This window comes from Actinoplanes sp. NPDC048988 (assembly GCF_043197815.1).
In the GTDB taxonomy this organism is placed as follows: Bacteria; Actinomycetota; Actinomycetes; order Mycobacteriales; family Micromonosporaceae; genus Actinoplanes.
The window spans coordinates 495982-517947 of sequence record NZ_JBICTW010000005.1 but is presented as its reverse complement, the minus strand read 5'-3'; the positions used below and the strand labels follow the sequence as shown (position 1 = coordinate 517947).

The following is a 21966-nucleotide window of genomic DNA, read 5'->3' as shown; positions in this document are numbered from 1 at the left end:
AATCGATGGATTCGGGCTCGATGGTTCACGGAGTCCCTTCCTTACCTGGGGATGAGCGAGGGGGACATCTGCCGGAAACATTCCCGTAGTGGTGCTCACGTTAGGAACTTCGTGACGCTCATGTCCAGACTTTTGGATCGACCGTCTTAAACTTTTACGTCATCCGTCGAAAGTCCATCTCGGTGGTGGCGCGATCACTCCCTGGTGGTGCGGGGTTTCTCGCGCTGGAACCGCCGGGGGCGGAGCGTGCCAGGGGGAGGGGCCGCTCGGCGCTGCGCGGTGGGTTGCGGGCTTGCTTGGTCGGTCGGCGGGGGCGGGCCGTTCGGGGGAGATCGTTTTGTCGGTGGTGGCCGATAGCCTTTCGCCAAAGAGCGTGAAAGGGACGACGATGAACCCGCGTAACCTTGGGCTGGGACGCCTGAAAGCCGTTGCCGACGCGGCCGGGCGGAGGGTTGCCGACGGCACGAGCACGGCCAGGCAGATGGTCGCGGATGCCGCCGGCGATGCCCAGGAGGTGGTGAAGCAGTCCGCCGAGCAGGTGATGGCGAAGGTCGCAGACGTCAAGGACAGCCTGTCGCGCAATTCCGATGACTCGGTTGATCTGTCCGCGCTCGGGGGCGACGCGAAGTTGCTCTATTGCCGCATTTTGGTGAGTTTGGCGCAGGTCGACGACGTACTCGATCCTCGCGAGATCGCCAACCTGTACCTGTTCGCCTCGACGATCGGGCTGGACGAGGGCGCGCGATCGGCTTTGCGGGGCGAAATCACGGCGGCCCAACACGGCGCGCAGACACCGGAGGCCACCGAGGAGCTGGCGCGGCAGTTGCACGACCTCCTCGCGGAGGACCAGCGCGAGCCGGTGTTCACCATGCTCGTGCGCGATTTGGTGCGGATCTCGCGGGCCGACCGGCATGCCGCCGATGTCGAGCGTGAGCGGATCGTGCTGGTCGCCGGACTGGTGTTCGCCGAGTCAGCCGGGGAGGTCGTGCGGGCGACCGAGCGGCTGGTGATCGCCGAGGAGGACTTCGCCTCCGGCAAGGTCACCACCAGCCAGATGGAGACCACCACCAAGGAGATCGCGGCCAAGGTGGCCGCGTTCGGAGCTCCGATCGCCGCCGTCAGTCTCGCCGGCAGCGTCTCGGGTCTCGGCGGGGCCGGCATCACCACCGGGCTGGCGGCGTTGGGGTTCGGAGGCCTGCTGGGCCTGAGCGCGATGGTCACCGGGATCGGCACGGTGGTCATCCTCGGGGTCGCTGTCCATCAGGGAACGCGCTACCTGCTGGCCACCAACGAGCGGGAACGGGAGAAGCGCCGCGAGTACCTGATCCAGCAGGTCCTCAAACATCACCAGCAGGCGATGGCCGAGCTGACCGACGACATCGCGGGCCTCGCCCACCGGATGGAGGCCGGCCTCGAGCAGACCGTACGGAACGAGGAGCGGCTCACCGCGCTCAAGGCCGAGCTGGACGCCTTCCAGCAGGCCCTGGTGAGTCTGCAGACCAGCCAGGAGTCCTTCGAACGGCGGGAACCGCTCGGTGCCGCGTGACCAGCTGACGGCCGCCGCCACCGTCGTGGCCTACCAGGCCGTCACGTTGACCGAGCTTCAGGGCCTGTTCGATCGGGTGGAATTCGACCTCGGGGAGGTCCTCGCACGCGAACGTCACGTCAGCGACTCCTTGGACTCGGTCGAGTCCGAGTTCGACGCGGTGCGCGCCCGGCTCCGGGCGCTGGGCATCGCCGTACCGCCGGCCCCAAGTCCCCCGTCGCGCGCGGTGACCACCCCGAGCGCCGGCACCCCGGGCCGCCCTCGTCACGCCGTGCCCGTCGTCCCGGCCGAAAGCGACTTCGATCAGCTGGTCAGGATGGCCGAAGCCCGATTGGATCGGCTGGGCATCGATCTCACCCGGGACCCGCTCCTTCAGGTCGTTCCGCACGGCCAGATCGCCGACAGCCTGCGCCGCTACGCCGCGGAACACGGCGACATCAGCTGGGACGAGACCGACTGGACGGTGGTCCTGCTCGCCGGGACCATCGCCACCCTGCTGGACATCGTGCTCGTCCGCATCCCCCGGGATTCCACCTTCCTCGGCAAGAAGTACACGGGCTCGCCCCTCACGAAATGGCTTCAGGACAAGGACCGTGCCGGAACGATCCACGGCCACTATTTCAAGAGGTTCGAAAAGCTGGCCAAAGTGTCTTATGACGCCCCGACCACGGCGGCCACCGAAGGTCTGGTCGCAGGCATGCGACCGGCCACCCATCGGCTCCAAAGCCTCGGCCACGATCCGGCCCTGGGTTTCCTCGCCGGCGTGGCCGACCTCATGCGCGGTACCGGCACCTACATCGACAACGTAGGGCGACTGATTCAGGTCCCGGCCGGAGCCGACCCGATCGGCCTGATCGGCGCTCTCATCACCCAGGTGCGCCATCTGCTCTCGGACGTCTACACGCCGGCCGGCCTGCAGCCTCCGTTCTTCAGCCTGCTCCAGCTGGGCCAGATCGATTCACCGTTCGCGCTGGGCCCTTCCGGCGTCAAAGTCCCCTGGACCGACGTCGCCCGCCACATGTACACGAATGGCTACGACCTACGCCATTTCTTCACCATGGGCATCACTCCCGGCGTCGTGTCCGCCATCATCCGCGGATATTGGCTGCTCAAAAGCTACGCCACCGGCGGCACCAAGGAGCAGCGGAAACTGGAGCACGCCAAGCTCACCTCGATGCTGCTGCTCGGGCACACCATCGCCACCTCAGGCACGCTTCTGAAGACCGGCCTGGTGTTCGGCCTCAACCCGGCCGCCCTCAACTACAACCAGATCCTCGCCATGGCGCCCGCCACCATCGCCTGGTTCAAGGAAGCCATCGCCCGCGATGACCGAATCAATCACGCCCTCGCGAAAGAGTGGGAAATGCTCCTCGATACTCACGGGACAGCCTCGATAGTGTATTGATCAGCCACGTGGCGGCCATGGGGACCGGCGTACGTTCGTATCAGGGTGTCAGTCCACCAGGAGGACCGGAGTGGGGTGTCGAGCAGTCGCTCGGCGTCGGTGGTCAGGTGCCCGCCCGCGACCGTGATCGCGTCACTGGACCGGACCGTGCTGGCCGTACGGTGCGGTGACCGCGACGCGTTCTTGCGCTGAGAGGGTGTCGTCGTCGCTGACCCAGGCTCCGCGAGGGGCGGCCGACGCGGCGCGGCAGTCAGCTTTCACCTACGCGCAGGACATCGCCCAGCCCGCGCCGTCGCCGAGCGGACGACTCGGCCGCCACCACTGCGATCAACACCGCGGCCAGCGCGACGACCGTCGTCACCCCGATCGTCCACCAGGGAATGACGAGCTCCGGCGTGGCGGTCTGCCCGGTCACCCGCCGCAGGGCCAGCGAATCCAGCGACACCCAGGCAAGTAGGACCCCCACCACGGGTGCGCAGATGGCCGCGGCCACGAGCGGTGGCGACAGCTCGGCCGCCGCGACACGGCGGGTGTCGCGTGGCCGCAGTCCCAGGGTCCGTAGCCGGGCCAGCGTCTGCCCGCGTTCGGGGGCACTGGTCGCCGCGGCCACCGCGAACCCGAGCAGCCCGAGCGCCAGCAAGGCCGCCGCCGATACCAGGTCGAGGCGCAGCAGGCCGGCGGTCGGGGGCGCCGTCCGGTTGGCAGTCAGCACGTCGGCCTGGGTGGTCACCGATCCCTCGGCGCCCTGTGCCCGTACGGCCTGGGCCGCGCCCGGTCCGGACGCCCAAACCGTGTTCGGCGTGAACTCCAGGCCGGCCGTGCGGGCCGCCGCCGAGTCCACCACGACCACGTCGTCGCCCAGACCCATGGCGGGTATGGACCCGACCGCGACCAGGTCGATCTCGTCGGCGTCCCGCCGGGGGAGGGTGAACCGCAGACCGGGCCGGAGGACGTCCGCACGCGACCGCACCAGCGCGGGAATCGCGCCGTCCACGAGCGTCGTCAGCGCGGGGGTGGCCTGGAGGCCGGGCAATGGGTTGCCGGCCGCGAGCTCGCGAAACGCCGCAGTGTCCACGACGATCAAGCGCGAGGGCGCACCATCGCCTTCCGCGACGAACGTCGCTGCCGAGATGACCTCGCCCGCGACGGCCTGCCGGACTCCAGGGTAGGTGGCCAGCCGATCCGCGATCGCGGTGGCCGAGACCGTGGAGTCGTAGCTGAGGTCGAGACGCGCGTCGGCGCCGGTCGACTGCCAGGCGCCGACGGACAGACCGCGCTCCGTGGTCGCGTACAGCGTGACAGCGAACGACGCCAGCGCGATGGTGGCGATCAGCGTGAGCGCGGGCAGCACCCGCCCGGACGTGGCTGCGGCCCGCGCCGGTCCGAACAGGGCCAGGGGGCGCCTCGACCGCAGGGCCAGGCGCAGCCGGAGACCCGTGATGCGCGGCATCAACCGGACAAGTAGCAGCGACACCGCAAGCGCGCACAGGGTGGGGGCAGCGGCGGGCAGGGCCGCGTCCCCGTCGGCGCTGGAGCCGATGCCACGCTGGAGTAGGGCGACCAGCGCGCCGACGGCCAGGAGCACCACGGCGACGTCGACGGCGATGCGACGCAGCAGGACCGTACGCCCGGCCCAGCGGCGGGCGCTGCGGTTGGCCGGCACGCGCTTGTCGCGGGTGGCCCTGGCCGCCGCCAGGGTCCCCGCGACCGGGCTGGCCGCGACGGCCAGCAGAAGGAACGGCAGGATCCCGCCCAGCGAGGCGCTGCCGGCGACCGCGACGGCGACGGCGATGCCCATCAGCGCCGCCGGCACGGCCACCGCGACCGACTCGACTGCCAGTTCGGCCGTGACGCTCGGCAGGGCGACCCCGCGCCCGCGGACGGTGGCCAGGGCGACCGCGCGGCGCCGGGTCAGCAGCTCGACAGCAAGCCCGATGACGAGTAGGGCGCCGGCCAGCACGGCGATCAGCAACACAGTGGCCTGGGCGGTTGCGGCGGCCACCTGGCCGTCGACGTCTCGCAGCAGGCTGTCGAGCTGAGTGGACCACTTCAGGGTTTCATCCCGCTCGGCCGAGGCTCCCGAGGTGCCCTTGAGGGCCGCCACGGTCGTGGCCAGGGCCTGCGCCGACTTCCAGGTGAAAGCTTCCGGTTCGACGTCGAGCCGGACCGAGCGGCGCAGCTGATCGTCGAGGAAGGCCAGGCGGGCGTCGGGCAGGGAGTCGGCCGACAGCAGGCCGCCGAACCGGGTCGTGCCCCGGCCGTCCTGGCCGGTCGTGGGCTGAAGCAGCCACGGCGCGTGGCTCCAGGCGCGATCGTCGGGGTCGACCGGCCGGAAGATGCCACTGACCCGAACGTCGTAGACCTTGTAGGAATCGTCCTTCACGGGGATCCGGTCGCCTGGACTGACGTTGAGAGCGACCGCCTCCGCCTCCGACACCCCGATCTGCACGGGCCAAGGCGGCCGGGTCTGGGGCACTCGGATGGTCAAGTCGGTGCTCGAGGCCGCCGGCGCCCGGCCGGCGACCCAGGTCACCGCCGGCTCACCGCTGTCGGAGCGCAAATAGTTGAGCTGGAGGCGGCGCTGCACGCTGCCGTCGCCGACGGCGAGGGAAATGCTCGAGACCGTGGTCACCGGCGGCCGCAGGACCGCCTGCAGGCCGGGGTCGAGCTCCAGTTTCGCCGCCGGGGCCAGGGCGGCGACGAACGCGCCCGCGGCGGGGTCTCGTAGGTTGTAGGCGCCTACTTCCGTCGTCGTGGAGCGCCAATCAGCGTCCACGCGTATGGCGGCCTCGTCGGCGGACCGGCGTACGGCTTCGCGGGCCGCCTCGTCAGCGGCCAAGCGCAACAGTGGTGGCGTCGCTCCGGCGAACAACGCCACCACGGCGATGACACAGGCGACCAACGACAGCGGCCCGGCGTCCGCCCGGGCCCGGCCGCGTACGCTCGGCCAGTGCGGATCCGGGCGCCACGCCTTCAGGCCGGACCGCAACGCCCCTACGGCCGTCCTCACGACGCCACTCGCAGGTGCGCGGCGTCGGCCCGGCGGCTCTGCACGGCGATGGTGGCACCCAGCGCCACCGCGCACACGGCGAACAGTCCCACCAGTAGCGCGGCCTCAGCCAGCCAGGGCCAGTCGGCCACCACGGGCGGCGAGGCGGCCGTCCCCGTGTCCGAGCGGACCAGCAGCGGCGCGATCAGCCGGCTGGCGAGCGCGCCGACGAGGGTGCCCGCAGCCAGCAGGGGCACGAGGACTGCGGCATACTCGGTGAACAGCACGTCGCGGATACCCCGGCGGGGGATCCCCAGGCCACGCAGCCGGGCCACCTCCACCGCGCGAAGTTGCATGTCCGCAGTCACTTGGAGCAAAACCCCTCCGAACAGCATGACGACCGCGGCCACGACCAGCACTCGCAAGACCGCCGGGAAGGGGGCGCGCATGGGGCTGCCGATCAGCCGATCAGTCTCAGCAGCGCGGCTGGTAACCGGTCCCAGATTCAGCTCGGCGGCTCGCGCGACGGCGTCTGGGCGTTCCGGCTCGCCGATCCACCAGGCCGTCACCGGCGAATCCGCGTTGCCCTGAACGGCCAGGGAACGGGTCAGCCAATCGAGGTCAGCCAGCAGCGCTGGAGCGCCCGGCGCCGAAGGCACCTCGGCCACGACGGCGGCGACGGTGGCGTCCACGGGGGTTTGGTCGAGGGCGATGGTGACTTCGGATCCAGGTCGCGCTTCGATCTCAGTCGCGAGCCGCCGGGAGAGGATGACCGGCATCGGACCCGGATCGTCGAAGGCAGTGGCGACCAGAACCCGGCTCTCGGGACTCGGGTCGCTGAACCCTACCGTCGCGGTGAGGCGCAGCCGGGTGCCATCCACCGTGACCGTGGGGCCGGCGACATCGCTCGACTGCGCCCCGGCGCGGACAAACCAGGGTGACGCCGACGGCCCGGGCAGGTTCAGCGTGGCGTCGATCCGGCTCTGCCGCTCGACGTCGGCGCGCACGTCGCCCAGCACGGCCAGGCCGACCCCGATCAGCCGCAGACCATCGGCCGGTGTGCACCCGGTGACAGGGTGCGGCCGGTTGTCGAGGACGACGGGGTTGCTGGCGCAGGTGGTCCGGAGGCCGGTCAGATCCTCGAGGAGCAGGCGTACGACCACCAGGGTCGGCTGACCCTCGCCGGCCGACCCGGTGAGGACGGGGTTGCTGTCACGGGGCAGGGCTACGCCGCCCACTGCGCCGGTCGGCGCGAGGTCGCGGGTGACGGTGCCCCAGTCGGGGCTGTCGTCGTGCCGTCCACGCAGCAGGGCGCCGGCCCGGCGGGTGTCGACGGCGACCACGCGAGGAACGCCGCCGGGACCACCGAGCCACTGCCCGACCACGACGGGGCCCGTGACGGCCGGGCTGACCGTGCCGCCGGTGGCTTGCTCGACCTGCCTGCTCTGCCCGATGACGGGCGCCGCGGTGAGGGACAGGGCCAGGTCAGTGCCCACCGACAGGTCGGCTTGGTCCCGCTGGGACGTACGCCAGGTGGCGTCGAAGGCGGTGCCGAAGGTGGCGGTGGCGCCGCCCAGGCAGATGAGCAACCCCGCGGCCAGTGCCCGCGGGCGGCGGGCGGCTCCCGCGGTGGCCAGCGTCAGCACGAAGCCGGGGGAGCGGGCGGCCAGCCGTTCCGCGCGGCGCAGCAGCGGTGGTACCACGCGCAGGGCCAGCGCCGCGCCGGCCACAAGTATCAGTGCCGGGGCCAGAACCCGTACGGCATCGACGCTGGATCCGGCCCCCGCAGGCTGGGACCGCAGCTGCCACCAGCCGACGGCAGCCAGCCCGGCCAACAGCAGGTCGGCGCCGGAGCGGGCCAGCAGTTCGCGGTGGCCGCGGTGGTTCCGGACGCCGTCACGGCGACCAGCCAGGGCGATGTGCAGGGCGGCCAAGGCCACCACACCGGCGACGACGACGGCGATCTGGACGCCGCTCACGGTCACCGGGGCGGTCAGCCCGGCGCTGGACAGCGGGTCGACGCGGGTCAGACCGGCGTACAGCAACGAGGACAGCGGCACGGCCAGGACCACGGCCATCGTGGCGATCAGGGCCGCCTCGGTGGCCGCGACCGCACTGAACTGGGATCGGCTTGTGCCGAGAGCGGCGAGCAACTCCGACTCGGCATCACGGAGCCCGGTCGTGAGCCGCCCGGCCAGCGCGAGGGCGACCGTCGTGAGTAGCAGACCGATCAGCGCGACGGCGAGCACCGTACCCGTGGTGAGCTGCCGCTGGTTGCGCAGGTCGAGCAGCAGCTGGGGGAGAGGCGAATCGACGCGGTGAACCTTGGCGCGCTCCCCCAGCGTGCCCGCCAGCCGGCGGTCGGCCATGAGTAACGCGGCGGTGAGCCGGTCGAGCTCGCCGACGGTGGGGTTCGACAGCTCCGGGCGGGCGGTGACCTCGAGGCGGCTGATCGCCGACCCGCCGTTGAGCAGACTGTCGTAGTCGACGAGGAAGGGCCCGTACGCGTGAATCTGACGGGCCGAGGTGCTCTCCGGCGGGTTGTCGCTGAAACCGGTGCCGCCGTACGGGTCGCGCTCCCAGCCCGCATCCGGCGTCGGCCGGACGATGGCAACCACTGTCAGCTCGACCGGTGGGTTCGATGTGCGGCCGAACTCGAGACCGAGGCTGACACGGCTGCCGACGCGCAGCCCGAGGAGCCGGGCGGTGCTCTGCAGGACGGCCGCTTCCCGCTGCTGACCCGTGGCACGCGGCCAACGGCCTGAGACCAGCGTGGCCCGCGCCGGCAGGTCGTCGAGTGCGGACATGTATGCCCCGCCCACGATGTCGCTGCCGCCCCGCCCATCGGCCATCGGCAGCTCGCGCAGGTAAGACGACGCGCGCGCGGACGTCGTCACCGGGAACGAAGCGGCCGCTGAGACCAGCACGTCGCGGGTGCCGGCCGCGACTGAGCGTGCGTTGTCGGCGGAAACCTCAGCCACGTACGCGGTGGAGGTGACCTCGTCGGGATCTGCTCGCATGGCCGACACCTCGACCGAACGCTGGGAGGTGTGGTCCAGCAACAGTGCGCAGGTGCCCAGCAGGGTGGCCCCGATGACCAGGACGGACAGCAGGGCAGCCAGTAGCGGCCATTGGGCGCGGGCCCGCCGGGCGACCAACCTCAGCATGCGACACGGCCGTCGCTGATCCGGATGACGCGGTCGGCGAGTTCCATCATGACGGGGTCGTGGGTGGCGATGACGGCAGTGACGCCCTCGGACTCCACCACGCCGCGCAACAAAGCCATGACGGCCAATCCGGTTTCGGCGTCGAGCTGCCCAGTGGGTTCGTCGGCAATCAACAACCGGGGTGAGCCGGCCAGCGCGCGGGCGATGGCGACACGCTGCTGCTGGCCACCGGACAATTCGCCAGGGCGCTGCTGAGCGTGGCCGGCCAGCCCGACCAGGTCGAGCAACACCGCCACCCGGCGTTCCCGTTCGCCTGGGTCGGTGCGGGCCAGGCGCAGTGGCACACCGACGTTCTCGGCGGCGGACAGCACCGGGATGAGGCCGAAGGTCTGGAAGATGTAGGAGACTTTGTCGCGGCGTAGTTGCGACAGCCCGTCCTCGTCCAGCGAGGTGACTTCAAGCCCGTCGACGGTCACCGTGCCGCTGTCGGGGCGGTCGAGTCCACCGATGACGTTGAGCAGGGTGGTCTTGCCGGAGCCGGAGCGCCCGACGACAGCGACCATCGTGCCGGGTTCGACGTCGAAGGAGATGTCCCGTAGGGCGTGAACGGTGCCGAAGCTGCGGTTGACGTCGCGGACCGCCAAAAGGGGCGTGTTCATGCATCCGGCCGGATGGTGATGTGGTCGGACTCCAGAGCCAGCCGGACACGTCGGGTCAGCGCGAGGGCTTCGCGGTAGTCGCGAGGTATTTGGATGCGTCCGGCGCGGTCCATGACGGCGTACTCCTCGGCTGTCACATGGGTGTCGCCGTCGTCGCTGGTGGCGGTGCGGCGTAGGACTTCACTGCTGGTGCGCCCGTCGCGGATGGCCACGGTGCGTTCGACTTGCCCGCTGACGGCGGAGTCGTGGGTGACGATGACAACGGTGACGCCCAAATTGCGGTTGACGTCGCGCAAAGCGGCGAAGACCTCGGCCGAGGTGGCGGTGTCGAGTTCGCCGGTGGGTTCGTCGGCGAACAGGACGTGCGGTTGGTTGGCCAGGGCGACGGCGATGGCTACCCGCATCTGTTGACCGCCGGACAGTTGCCCGGGCCTGCGGTCGGCCAGCTCACCCACGCCGAGTGCGCTCAACAGGTCGGCGGCACGGCGTCTGCGTTCGCGAGCCGGCGTGCGGGCGGCGGTCATGGGCAGGTCGACCATTTGCTGGGCGGTGAGATAGGGGATGAGGTTGCTGGCGGTCTGCTGACGGACGAAGCCGACGGCGTGCCGGCGGTAGCGGACCCGATCCGCGCGTGACATGGACAGCAGATTCCATTGATCGACGCGGGCATGTCCGGCGGTCGGTGCGTCGATCCCGGCCAGAATCGAAAGCAGCGTTGATTTGCCGGAGCCGGAAGCGCCGACCACGGCGACCATCTCGCCCTTGTCCACCACCAGGTCGAGGCCTTGCAAGGCTTGGACTTCGATCGGCCCGGACTGATAGATGCGTACGAGACTCTCGCACGTGATGAGCGCGGAATCCACGCTGATTACACCCCCCGTTGGACCGGCCGTCTCTCTCAAGGACGCAGCCCAGCCTCCAAATGTTCAAGAGTCTGTGAATCTTTCTGCCCACGGTGGGTGCGGCCGGCCGACGGCCACCGTTTCCGCGCCAGAGCCGTTTTCTGACAGACTCGGCGGGACAGGTGAATGTGGCTGTGTTGTTCGCCACAAGCCGCGGCGCTCTCCGAGTTCGGGGCGAAGGGAACGTAGGTGGCTGTCGCTTTGGGTGTGGGTCTTCTCGCCGGAGGGCCAGATAGTTACTTCCCGCATTCTCAAGGCTCCGTTGCGGTGAAGCTTGGGGGCTCCGGCTCCCGGGCGGCGTGCGACAAGATCACGTAGTCTTGGCGCCGCTGTGTTGCGCGGGGATGGTTCCCTGTGCCGGCGTGTTCGGGGTATTCGTGGAGAAAGGTGGTCTGGAGCTCCGTGTCTGTCGGTAACCGGACGAAAGACCGTAAGTGGCCTACGAAGGCCGTTCTGTTGCTCCTGTGCGGGCTGCTGACGGGGGTGGTGGTCTCGGCCGCCTCGTTCCCGGCGTTCGCGCTCGGCGGGCTGGTGGCGAAGGCGGGGGCGCAGGAGTTCTCCGCGCTGCCGAGCACGCTCGTGCAGCAGTCGACGCCGCAGGTGACGCGGGTCTTCGCCAATGACGGCAAGACGCAGATCGCCGTCCTCTACGACGAGTTCCGCAGCGATGTGCCGATCAGCCAGATCTCGGTGAACATGCAGAACGCCATCGTCGCGGCCGAGGACCACAAGTTCTACGAGCACAACGGCGTCGACCTCAAGGGCATCGCCCGGGCCGCCGTCAACAACAACAACGGCGGGTCCAAGCAGGGCGCCTCGACGCTGACCATGCAGTACGTGCGCATGGCGCAGGCTTACGGCGCCAAGACGCCGCAGGAGGCGATCGACGCGACCCGGGACAGCCCGGAGCGCAAGGTCACCGAGATCAAGTACGCGTTGCAGGTCGAGAAGGACCTGGACAAGAAGCAGATCCTCGAGCGGTACCTGAACCTCGCCCCGTTCGGCAACGGCGCGTACGGCGTCTACGCCGGCAGCCGGGTCTACTTCAAGAAGTCGCCCAAGGACCTGACCATCGCCGAGGCCGCGCTGCTGGCCGGCATGGTGAAGGCGCCGACCGCGTTCGACCCGACCACCCCGACCGGTTATCCGCAGGCGCTGGACCGGCGCAACTACATCATCGACAACATGGTGTCGCTGGGGCAGATCACCAAGGCTCAGGGCGACGAGGCCAAGAAGGTCAAGCTGGGCCGGACGACGAACCGTCCCGGCAACGGCTGCACCTCGGTCGCGAAGAACAACTGGGGTTTCTTCTGCGACTACTTCTACCGCTGGTGGATGGGTCAGTCCGCGTTCGGCGCCAACTCGTACGAGCGGGAACGTCAGCTCAAGACCGGCGGCTACCGGATCGTCACCTCGCTCGACATCAAGGCGCAGACCGCGGCCCGTAACGAGATCACCAAGAAGATCAAGGACAAGAACAAGAACGCCGTCCTGATCGCCGCGGTCGAGCCGGGCTCGGGCCGGGTCAAGGCGCTCGCGACCAACCGGTCGTACAAGCTCGACGACGGCACCAACCCGCCGAGCTCGAACCCGCAGACCCGCAGGGCCGGGGCCCGGGCGACCTACCCGAACACCACCAACCCGATCATCACCGGTGGCGGCGACATCAACGGCTACCAGGCCGGCTCGGTGTTCAAGATGTTCACCATGGTGGCCGCGCTCGAGAACGGCCTGGAGCTCAGCCACTCCATCACCTCGGACTACTTCTACAAGACGAGCTATCCGGTCGCCTTCAACTCGCCGGCGGCCTGCCCGAACACGTCTTTCTACTGCCCGGAGAACGCTTCGAAGAGCGAGAAGGGCACGTTCAACATGTGGACCGGCTTCGGCAAGTCGGTGAACACGTACTTCGTGCCGTTGCAGGAGAAGGTCGGCGCGGAGAAGGTCGTCGACGTCTCGAAGCGGTTCGGCGTGCAGTACCGCTCGTCCGACGACCGCAAGCTGATCGCCACCCCCGAGGCGGCGCACCAGTTCGGCGCGTTCACCCTCGGTGTCACCGCGTCGACGCCGCTGGACATCGCGAACGCGTACGCCACGCTGGCCGGCGACGGCATGTACTGCGCGCCGACGCCGATCAAGCAGATCTACGCGGCCAACGGTTCCAAGGTCAAGGCCGGTCAGCCGTCCTGCAAGCGGGCCACCAGCGCCGACGTGGCCCGCAAGGCCCTGGACGCGGCCCGCTGCCCGGTCGGTGACCGCGCGCAGCTCGGCAGCTGCGGCGGCGCGACCGAGGCCAACGCGTACCGCACGGTCGGCCACCCGATCTTCGGCAAGACCGGCACCACCGACAACGACAAGACCGCGTCGCTGGTCGTCGGCTCCCGCAACCTGGTCGTGGCCGGATACATGGTCAACCCGGACTGGGCCAACCACACCGACCGGATGCCGCACAGCGTCATCAACCCGATCGTCTACCGCACGGTCGCCGACTACATGGAAGGCCAGCCGCGCACCGAGTTCAAGAAGCCGGGCGAGTAGCGGCCGACCCGGTAGGGGTGCGGGCCGGCGGTCAGTATCGTATGAGTGGCCGTTCGAGCTGCGGCACGTTTGAGGCGCGTGTAGTGGGGTATCGCGCGGCGACCAGCCGCCACCGTTTTCGACAGGGGTCGACGATGTCCTTGCAGTACCGGATCGAACGCGATGCGAGCACCGTCACGGTGGCACCCGAGGGGGACGTCAGCCTCGAGACGGTCGACGTGCTGCGGGAAGTCCTCCGCAGCACCGTCGACGCGCCGAACACCGACCGCATCGACGTGGACATGAGCGGGGTGGCCTTCCTCGACTCCAGCGGCATCGGCGTGCTGGTCGCCGCGCAGCGGGCGGCCGCCGCCCGCGGCGTCACGCTGATGCTGCGGGAGCCGACGGCCATGGTCCGCATGGTCCTGCAGATCTCAAACCTGGAGGACATCCTGGTCCGCGAGCCCGTGGACGACTGAGACGCGCCGGCCGTCCGGGTACACCACCTCGGCGGTGGCCCCGGGCGGCACCTCGACCGCGATCAGCAGGTCGCCGTCGTCCAGCCGCCAGCGCACGCTGATGAGGCCCTGCGGGCTGTCGAAAGTGCCGCGGGCCCACCCGATCCGCTCGTCCGGCACCGGGGCGACCACGAAGGACTCCCACGCCACGGAGCCGGGGGCCTGGCGCAGGCCGAGGACGTGGGTGTGCAGGAAGCGTACGGCCGCGCCCTTGCTGTAGTGGTTGAGTGAGCCGGTCGCCGTCCCGTCGGCGGCCACGCCGTCCCAGTCCTCCCAGACGGTGGTGGCCCCGCGGTCGAGCATGCCCAGCCAGGACGGCGAGGTGCGCTGGAGGAGAAGGTCGTACGCGACGTCGGCGTGCCCGGTGTCGGCGAGCACCGGCAGCAGGTCGGCCGTGGACAGGAACCCGGTGCCGACGTGGGTGCCGGCGTCGCGGATCAGGGTGACGAGGCGTTCGGCGATCGCGTCGCGCCGGTCCGGCGGCACGAGCCCGAAGGCCAGCGCGCGGACGCAGTTCGCCTGGGTGCGCAGGCCCGTGTCGAGGAATTCGGTCTGCCAGGCGGCGCGGATGTCCTCGGCCAGGGCGGCGTAAGTGGACGGGCGGCCCAGCACCTCGGCGATCGCGGCCAGCGTCCGCACCGAGCGGAACAGGTACGCCGTACCCACCTCGCCCTTGTCCGCCATGAACCAGGCCATCGGATCGCCGGCCGGGCCGCGGTCGCCGGGCTCCAGCCACTCTCCCCAGTGGAAGGTGCCGTCCCACAGGAACCGCTCGTGCGGTTGCGGGGTGGCCGATCGCTCGACGCGGGACGGGTGCCGCTTGTCCCGGGCGGCGGCCAGCGCGAAGTCCACCCACCGGGTCATGGCGTCCCAGTTCTCGGCGAGCGCGGCCCGGTCCCCGTACGTCTGGTAAAGCGTCCAGGGAACCGTGACGATGGCGTCGCCCCACCCGGCCGAGCCGGTGATGTGGTCGGCCTCCGGGTTGGGGATCGCCTTGAGGCGCGCGTGGTCGGGGGAGACGTTGGTGACGCGGCCGTCGGCGAGCTGGTCGTCGCGGACCGAGCGCAGCCATTTGCGGCTGAAGCCGTCGACGTCGTAGAGGCGGGCCGCGGTCGGCGCGAAGACCTGGTAGTCGCCGGTCCAGCCGAGGCGTTCGCGGGTGGGGCAGTCGGTCGGCACGTCGACCGCGTTGCCGCTGAAGCTCCAGCCGGCGACGGCGTGCAGGCGGTTGAGGTCGTCGTTGCCGCAGGTGAAGGTGGCCGTCGGCCGCAGATCGGTGTGCACGACCCGCATCACGACCGCGTCCGGGTCGACCGGGCGGCTGAAACGGGCGTAGCGGAAGCCGTGCACGGTGTGCCGCGGCTCGAAGACGCCGCCGTCGCCGGCCGAGACGACCTCGTCGCGCTGGACGAACGGGATCGGCGCCTGGCCGGGCTTGGCGCTGTCGAGGTGGCTCGTAGTGAGGTCGCCGTGCGCGTCGAGGTGTTCGCCGTAGTCGATGACGGTCCGTGTCCCGGCCGGGCCGAGGTCGCTGAGCGTGATCCAGCCCGAGGCGTTCTGGCCGAAGTCGGCCACCAGCGGGCTCACGAAGTGTGCCCGGCGTTCCTCGACGACCCGCACGGGCGGGGCCGGGGACCAGTCGATCGGGGGCGCGGTCACGGCGTCGGTCAGGACCTTCGAGGGGTACGGGGTGACAGCCGTGAAGTCGGTGGTCTGCCCGTTCATCAGGTCGGCGGCGACGATGGCGCTGGGCTGCGAGGTCCAGGTGGCGTCCGACCGTACGACCTGGGTCGTGCCGTCCGCGAAGCGCAGGTGGAGCTCGACCCGGGCCGCCGTCAGCGGCCCCCAGGCCGCGCGTTTGCGCCAGGCGCCGGACAGCCCGCGGTACCACCCGTCGGAGAGCAGGACCTCGATGGCGTTGGCGCCCGGCCGCAGCGCCCCGATCACGTCGGTGGCCTGCGCGTACAGCGTGTCCGCGTAGGAGGTCGAGCCGGGGGTGAGCTCGGCGTCGCCGGCCCGCTCGCCGTTGACGAAGGCCTCGTAGACGCCGAGCGCGGTCGCGTAGAGCCGGGCCCGGACCACGTCGCCGCGAACGTCGAACTCGCCGCGCAGCCGCTCGACCTGCCCGTCGGACGAGGGCGGCGAGATCCACGAGGCGGTCCAGTCGGCGTCGAACAGGCCGGCCTCGAAGGTGCTCCAGGCCGAGTCGCCGACCCGCCACTCGGCCTGTTCGCCGCTGGTCAGCGGCCGCCACGGCCAGTCGACGAAAAGGTGACCGTCGACGGTCACCGGCGGCTGCGCGGCCCCTTCGATCCGGGCTTCGAGCCGCCACGCGGCGGCGCCGCCGGGTTTCCAGGACAGCCGGGGGCGGGCGACGGGCGCGTCCACGCGCAGGTCGTACGGCGTGGTCATCGCAGGCCCGCGCGCATCTGGGCGAGGCAGTCGCGGATCAGGCCGGGCAGCGCCGCGTCGTCGTCACCGGTGGCCCAGTGCGCGACCGACGTGCCGATCACGGTGATCACGACGCCCGCCATCAGGCCCGGGTAGGTGTCGGTGCGCAGGTCGCGGCCGGTGCGCTCGCTGATCACCTCGGCCAGCAGCTGACGGGTCAGCTCGAGCACGCGCAGGTTCTCGGCCAGCAGGGCCGGGCTGGCCTGCAGGACCGTCAGCAGCTCGGCGAACTCGGCGCGATCGCCGGCCAGGCCGGCGATGGCCTCCGGGAGGAACGCGAGCAGCGACTCCCAGACCGGCTCGCCCTCAGGGCGGTCACGTAGCTGGTCGGCGAGGGCCCGGTGCTGCTGGGCGAGCTCGTCGAGGATCGCCTCCTCGCGGCTGCGGAAGTGGTAGCGGAACGTCCGTGGCGCCATGTCGGCGGCCGCGGCGACCGCCTCCGGCGTGACCGCCTCCAGGCCGTTCGCCAACATCATCGACCACGCCGTTCGGCTCAGCGCCCGTCGCGTGGCGGCCTTCTTACGTTCGCGGAGACCAACTTCCCGAGTCATGCCGAACATCTTTACTTTTGGTTGCCGCGATTGCAAGATTGCCGCCACGGCAACGATTAACGAGCCCGTAACGGAGGCTTCATCATGTCCAAGTTCCCCGCCGGCTTCCTCTGGGGCGCGGCCACGGCGCCGCACCAGGTCGAGGGCAACAACCTCAACAGCGACTTCTGGCAGGCCGAGGCGGCCATGCCGGGCATGGAGCGCAGCGGCGACGCCTGCGACAGCTACCACCGCTACGCGGAGGACATGCGCCTGCTGGCCGACTCCGGCTGCAACGCCTACCGGTTCGGGATCGAGTGGGCCCGGGTCGAGCCCGAGCCCGGCCTGGTCTCGCGGGCCGAGCTCGCCCACTACCGTCGCATGATCGACACGGCGATCGATCTCGGCCTGACGCCGGTGGTGACGCTGCACCACTTCACCAACCCGCGGTGGTTCGCCGCCGAGGGCGGGTGGATGGGGGAGCGGGCCGTCGAGCGGTTCCTGTCGTACGCCGAGACGACCGCCACGATCCTCGACGGCGTTCCCTGGGTCTGCACGATGAACGAGCCCAACATGCTCGCGATCATGACGATGATGGCCCGCCTGGCCGCGTCGGGACAGCAGTGGCAGAGCCCCACGGTCGACGACGGCGCCCGGCCCGTGCTGCCCTCGCCCGATCCGGCCATCGGCCGCCGCCTGGTCGACGCCCACCACGCCGTGCGCGACCTGATCCGCGAGCGCACCGGCGCCAAGGTCGGCTGGACCGTCGCCAACCAGGCCCTGGTGGCCCGGCCCGGCGGCGAGGAGAAGCTGCGCGAGGTCCGGTACGTGCGCGAGGACCTCTATCTGGAGGGCGCCAAGGGCGACGACTTCGTCGGCGTGCAGTCCTACTCCAGCATGTGGGTCGGCCCGGACGGCATCGAGCCGCACCCGGTGCGCCCGGACAACACCCTGGTGGGTACGGCGTACCGGCCCGACTCGCTCGGCCTGGCCGTGCGGCACACCTGGGAGGTCACCGGTGGTACGCCCGTGCTGGTCACCGAGAACGGCATCGCCACCGGCGACGACGAGCGGCGGATCGCCTACACCTCGGCCGCCCTGGACGGCCTCGAAGCGGCCGTCGCGGACGGTGTGGACGTGCGCGGCTACCTGCACTGGAGCCTGCTCGACAACTACGAGTGGGGCCACTGGGCGCCCACGTTCGGGCTGATCGCCGTCGACCGCGAGACCTTCGTGCGCACCCCCAAGCCGAGCCTGGCCTGGCTGGGCGATCTCGCCCGCCGCAACGGAGGCCGCTGATGCTGCGCCCCCGCCCCACCGCCACCCGCGAGCAGGTCCGCCTCGACGGGCTCTGGCGCTTCGCCGTCGGTTCCCGCGACGCCTTCACCGGCCTGGAGGCGCCGGTCCCGGCCAGCTACAACGACCTGTTCACCGATCCCGCCATCCGCGACCACGTCGGCTGGGTCTACTACGAGCGCGAGGTGCGGGTGCCGCGCGGCTGGTCCTCCGAGCGGATCCTCGTACGGGTCGACGCGGCCACCCACCACGGCCGCGTCTACATCGGCGACGAGCTGGTGGCCGAGCACTCCGGCGGCTACACGCCGTTCGAGGCCGACATCACCGGCCTGGTCCGCGCGGGCGAGGAGTTCCGGCTCACCATCGGCGTGAGCAACGAGCTCACCGAGACGACCATCCCGCCCGGCACGATCACCGAGGGCCCGGACGGGCGCCGCCGCCAGCAGTACCAGCACGACTTCTACAACTACGCCGGGCTGCACCGCTCGGTCTGGTTGCACAGCGTGCCGGCGGTGCACATCACCGACATCGCGGTGACGACCGCGCTCGACGGCACCGTCTCCTACGAGGTGTCGACCAGCGAGCCGGCCGAGGTGCGGGCCCGGGTGTACGACGCGGCGGGCGTGCTGGTGGCCACCGGCACCGACGGCATCGTGAAGATCGTCGACCCCATCCTGTGGAAGCCGGGCGCCGGCTACCTCTACACCCTCGAAGCCGAGATCAAGGGCCACGATGTGTACGCGCTGCCGTTCGGCGTGCGTACGGCCGAGGTCCGTGGCACCGAGTTCCTGATCAACGGGGAACCCTTCCACTTCACCGGATTCGGCAAGCACGAGGACACTCCGGTGCGGGGCAAGGGACACGACGACGCCTACCTCGTGCACGACTTCCAGCTGCTCGAGTGGATCGGCGCGAACTCGTTTCGCACGTCGCATTACCCGTACGCCGAAGAGGTCCTGGACTTCGCCGACCGGCACGGCGTCGTCGTCATCGGCGAGACCGCGGCGGTCGGGCTCAACCTGGCCGTCGTGTCCGGGCTGACCGGCGCGCCGCCGCGGCCCACCTTCTCGCCCGAGACCTTCGGCGACGCCACCCGCGAGGCCCACGCCCGGGCCATCGCCGAGCTCATCGCCCGCGACAAGAACCACCCCAGCGTCGTCATGTGGTCGCTGACCAACGAGCCCGCCTCCAATGAGGACGGCGCCCGCGAGTACTTCGAGCCTCTGGTGAAGCTTGCTCGCACCCTCGACCCCTCGCGACCGCTGACCTACTCCGCGGTCATGTTCGCCACCGCGGCCAACGACCAGATCGCCGACCTGTTCGACCTGCTCTCCATCAACCGCTATTACGGCTGGTACGTGGCCACGGGCGACCTGGAGACGGCCGAGGGGTACCTGGAGGCCGACCTGCGCGGCTGGATCCAGCGATTCGGCAAGCCGGTCATGATGTCCGAGTACGGCGCCGACACCCTGCCCGGGCTGCACTCGGTGTGGGACACCCCGTGGACCGAGGAGTACCAGGCGGCGTTCCTGGCCATGCACCACCGGGTCTTCGACCGGATCGAGGGCTTCGTCGGCGAGCACGTGTGGAACTTCGCCGACTTCCAGACCTCGCACGGCATCCACCGGGTGGACGGCAACAAGAAGGGTGTCTTCACCCGCGACCGGCGGCCCAAGGCGGCCGCGCACGAGCTCCGCCGGCGCTGGCGCCGGCCGTGACCGGCAAGCCGGCCACCATCAACGACGTGGCCCGGGCGGCGGGCGTCGCCTCCTCGACCGTCTCCCGGGCGTTCGCCCGGCCCGGCCGCGTCAACGTCGAGACCGCCGAACGCATCCGCAAGGTCGCCGCGGACCTCGGCTACCGGGCCGGCCCGGTCCCGCGCCCGGCCCCGCGCGGGCGCACCTCGATGATCGGGCTGGTCATCTCGGACGTCACCAACCCGTTCTACGACGAGATCATCCGCGGCGCCCAGGCCGCGGCGGGCCGGGCCGGCCGCACGACTCTGCTGGCCGACGCCCAGGAGAACGGCGTGACCGAGCGGGACGTGCTCGAACGGGCCGTACCGCTGGTCGACGGCCTGGTCCTGGCCACCTCCCGGATGTCCGACTCGGCCATCCGGCAGGTGGCCAAGCAGCGCCCGGTCGTCGTGCTCAACCGGATCGTGGCCGGGGTGCCGTCGGTGGTCGTCGACAATCCGCGCGGCGCCCGCCGGGTCGCCGAGCACCTCGGCGAGCTCGGCCACCGCCGCCTCACGTACGTGGCCGGCCCGGAGGCGTCGTGGACCGACGGCGTGCGCTGGCGGGCGCTGCGCGAGTGGGGCGTCCACGCTCATCGCATAGGTCCCTACGAGCCCACCGTGGCCGGCGGAGCGGAGGCGGCCCACGAGTTCGCCCGCCGGCCCACCTCGGCCGTCGTCGCCTACAACGACCTCATGGCGATCGGGCTCGTCCGGCGGCTGACCGCCATGGGCGTCCGCGTGCCGGACGACGTCAGCGTGGCCGGCTTCGACAACATCTTCGCGGCCGAGCTGGTCACTCCCGCCCTGACCACTGTCGCCGCGCCCCTGCACGCCATGGGCGAGGCGGCGGTCAAGGCCGTGCTGGCCGGTGCCGGGCCGTCCGCCGTCACCCTGCCGACCCGGCTGGTCGTGCGCGCCTCGACGAGCCGGCGCCACGGCAAAGCATGGCAATCCATGGCCACCACGGCCGCCGCTGCCGAGGCTCGGTTGCCATGACCGTTCCCGCTTCCGTCGCCCCCGACGTCCTGCCCAAGGCCCGCGGCGGCTTCATCTTCTGGATGATGGCGGCCAACTTCGGCGTCGCCATGGCGTACGTCGTCCCGGCCGCCTTCTCCCTGGCCGTCCGCATCGACGAGCTCGCACCGGGCCGGGAGGAGGTGCTGGGCTACGTCACCGGCACCGCCCAGGCCGTCTTCCTCGTCCTCAGCCCGCTCATCGGCGTGTGGAGCGACCGCACCCGCAGCCGCCGGCCGTTTCTGATCGCCGGCGGCGTGCTCGGCCTGGCCGCGCTGGCCGCCATCGCCGTCGCCCCCAACCTGTTCCTGCTCGGCGCCGGCTGGATCCTGGCCATGCTCGGCTGGGCCACCGCCGCCCAGACCATCCTCGCCCTGCAAGCCGACCGCATCCCCGAGGAACAGCGCGGCCGGGTCTCCGGCTTCTCCGGGATGACCGGCCAGATCGGGCCCACCATCGGCATCGGCGTGGCCAGCGCCGTCAGCGGCAACACCTTCCTCGTTTTCATGCTGCCCGGCCTGATCGGCGCGGCGCTGCTGGCCGTCTTCGTGGCCACCAGCAAGCGGGAGAACATCCGCGCCAACGTCGCCACCACCCCGGTGTCGGCCCGGACCCTGCTCGGCAGCTACGTCTTCAACCCCCGCAAGCACCCGGACTTCGGCTGGAACTGGCTCGGCCGGCTCGCCTTCTTCATGGGCCTGTACTTCAACACCACGTTCGCCACCTTCTTCTACGCCCAACGTCTCGACCTTCCCGTCCGGGAGGTGGCCGGCACGGTCGCCGTCATCAGCGTCATCGGCCTGGTCGCGGCCACGGCCGGCGCCATCGGCGGCGGCTACCTCTCCGACAAGCTGCGCCGCCGACGGCTGTTCGCCCTGATCGGCGCGATCTTCTTCGTGGCCGGGGCGGTCGTCGAGGCGTTCGCCCACTCGTTCCCGGCCCTGCTCGTCGGCTCCGTGCTGATGCAGCTCGCCATCGCCTTCTTCAGCGCCGTCGACCAGGCCATCGTGCTGGCCGTGCTGCCCAGCCGGGACGAGGCGGGCCGCTACATCGCGGTCGTCCAGTTCGCCCACAAGCTGCCGTCGGCGGTGGCGCCGCTGATCGCCCCGTTCATCATCGCCAGCTCCTCCGGCGAGAAGAACTACACCCTGCTGTACCTCACCGGCGCCGTGCTCGCCCTGATCGGCGGCCTGCTGGTGTTCACCCGAGTCAAAGCCGTTCGCTGAAAGGGATC

Annotated in this window: 14 protein-coding genes; 8 read left to right on the top strand and 6 right to left on the bottom strand. The window is 70.7% G+C overall.

The annotated features are described in order from the left end of the window. Nucleotides 1-343 precede the first annotated feature (343 nt). Both ACGFJ7_RS20355 and ACGFJ7_RS20350 read left to right on the top strand, forming a co-directional pair. Complete coding sequence (locus tag ACGFJ7_RS20355) at nt 344-1546, top strand: TerB family tellurite resistance protein (protein ID WP_360251656.1); 1203 nt, start codon at nt 344-346, stop codon at nt 1544-1546. Nucleotides 1547-1817: 271 nt separating this feature from the next. After that, nucleotides 1818-2951 (top strand): hypothetical protein, encoded by a 1134-nt coding sequence (locus ACGFJ7_RS20350; RefSeq protein ID WP_360251440.1) that lies wholly within the window; start codon nt 1818-1820, stop codon nt 2949-2951. A 250-nt stretch (nt 2952-3201) separates the two neighbouring features. Here ACGFJ7_RS20350 and ACGFJ7_RS20345 read toward each other — a convergent pair whose 3' ends face one another. From ACGFJ7_RS20345 to ACGFJ7_RS20330, 4 genes are read right to left on the bottom strand one after another with little or no spacing between them, the layout of a single operon-like run. Further along, nucleotides 3202-5961, bottom strand: a complete 2760-nt coding sequence (locus tag ACGFJ7_RS20345) for an FtsX-like permease family protein (RefSeq protein ID WP_392643089.1) — start codon at nt 5959-5961, stop codon at nt 3202-3204. Further along, nucleotides 5958-9107 carry an FtsX-like permease family protein gene (locus ACGFJ7_RS20340; protein WP_360251434.1) on the bottom strand — a complete coding sequence of 1050 codons (3150 nt, stop codon included), beginning with the start codon at nt 9105-9107 and terminating at the stop codon, nt 5958-5960. Before ACGFJ7_RS20340 ends, ACGFJ7_RS20345 begins: the two co-directional genes overlap by 4 nt. Continuing rightward, nucleotides 9101-9766, bottom strand: coding sequence for an ABC transporter ATP-binding protein (locus ACGFJ7_RS20335; RefSeq protein WP_360251431.1), 666 nt, complete (start codon nt 9764-9766; stop codon nt 9101-9103). The genes ACGFJ7_RS20340 and ACGFJ7_RS20335 overlap by 7 nt, the downstream gene beginning before the upstream one ends. Then, nucleotides 9763-10629 carry an ABC transporter ATP-binding protein gene (locus ACGFJ7_RS20330; protein WP_360251428.1) on the bottom strand — a complete coding sequence of 289 codons (867 nt, stop codon included), beginning with the start codon at nt 10627-10629 and terminating at the stop codon, nt 9763-9765. Before ACGFJ7_RS20330 ends, ACGFJ7_RS20335 begins: the two co-directional genes overlap by 4 nt. A gap of 441 nt (nt 10630-11070) precedes the next feature. Between ACGFJ7_RS20330 and ACGFJ7_RS20325 the strand changes: the two genes are divergently transcribed. Together ACGFJ7_RS20325 and ACGFJ7_RS20320 are read left to right on the top strand one after the other, a co-directional pair. Continuing rightward, the gene (locus tag ACGFJ7_RS20325) at nt 11071-13206 is read left to right on the top strand and encodes a transglycosylase domain-containing protein (RefSeq protein ID WP_360251425.1); all 2136 of its coding nucleotides are present in this window, start codon (nt 11071-11073) and stop codon (nt 13204-13206) included. A gap of 134 nt (nt 13207-13340) precedes the next feature. Beyond that, a complete protein-coding gene (locus ACGFJ7_RS20320) occupies nt 13341-13664 on the top strand; it encodes an STAS domain-containing protein (protein WP_360251422.1) in 324 nt (107 codons plus the stop codon). Here the strand turns inward: ACGFJ7_RS20320 and ACGFJ7_RS20315 are convergent. Next, nucleotides 13620-16115, bottom strand: coding sequence for a family 78 glycoside hydrolase catalytic domain (locus ACGFJ7_RS20315; RefSeq protein ID WP_392643086.1), 2496 nt, complete (start codon nt 16113-16115; stop codon nt 13620-13622). The genes ACGFJ7_RS20320 and ACGFJ7_RS20315 overlap by 45 nt on opposite strands. Beyond that, nucleotides 16112-16705, bottom strand: coding sequence for a TetR family transcriptional regulator (locus ACGFJ7_RS20310; RefSeq protein ID WP_360251416.1), 594 nt, complete (start codon nt 16703-16705; stop codon nt 16112-16114). The genes ACGFJ7_RS20315 and ACGFJ7_RS20310 overlap by 4 nt, the downstream gene beginning before the upstream one ends. A gap of 84 nt (nt 16706-16789) precedes the next feature. Between ACGFJ7_RS20310 and ACGFJ7_RS20305 the strand changes: the two genes are divergently transcribed. From ACGFJ7_RS20305 to ACGFJ7_RS20290, 4 genes are read left to right on the top strand one after another with little or no spacing between them, the layout of a single operon-like run. Then, nucleotides 16790-17983 carry a family 1 glycosylhydrolase gene (locus ACGFJ7_RS20305; protein WP_392643084.1) on the top strand — a complete coding sequence of 398 codons (1194 nt, stop codon included), beginning with the start codon at nt 16790-16792 and terminating at the stop codon, nt 17981-17983. After that, nucleotides 17983-19698 carry a beta-glucuronidase gene (gene uidA / locus ACGFJ7_RS20300; RefSeq protein ID WP_360251410.1) on the top strand — a complete coding sequence of 572 codons (1716 nt, stop codon included), beginning with the start codon at nt 17983-17985 and terminating at the stop codon, nt 19696-19698. Before ACGFJ7_RS20305 ends, uidA begins: the two co-directional genes overlap by 1 nt. Further along, nucleotides 19695-20714 carry a LacI family DNA-binding transcriptional regulator gene (locus tag ACGFJ7_RS20295; protein ID WP_392643082.1) on the top strand — a complete coding sequence of 340 codons (1020 nt, stop codon included), beginning with the start codon at nt 19695-19697 and terminating at the stop codon, nt 20712-20714. The genes uidA and ACGFJ7_RS20295 overlap by 4 nt, the downstream gene beginning before the upstream one ends. Beyond that, nucleotides 20711-21958, top strand: coding sequence for an MFS transporter (locus ACGFJ7_RS20290; protein ID WP_392643081.1), 1248 nt, complete (start codon nt 20711-20713; stop codon nt 21956-21958). The genes ACGFJ7_RS20295 and ACGFJ7_RS20290 overlap by 4 nt, the downstream gene beginning before the upstream one ends. Nucleotides 21959-21966 lie beyond the last annotated feature (8 nt).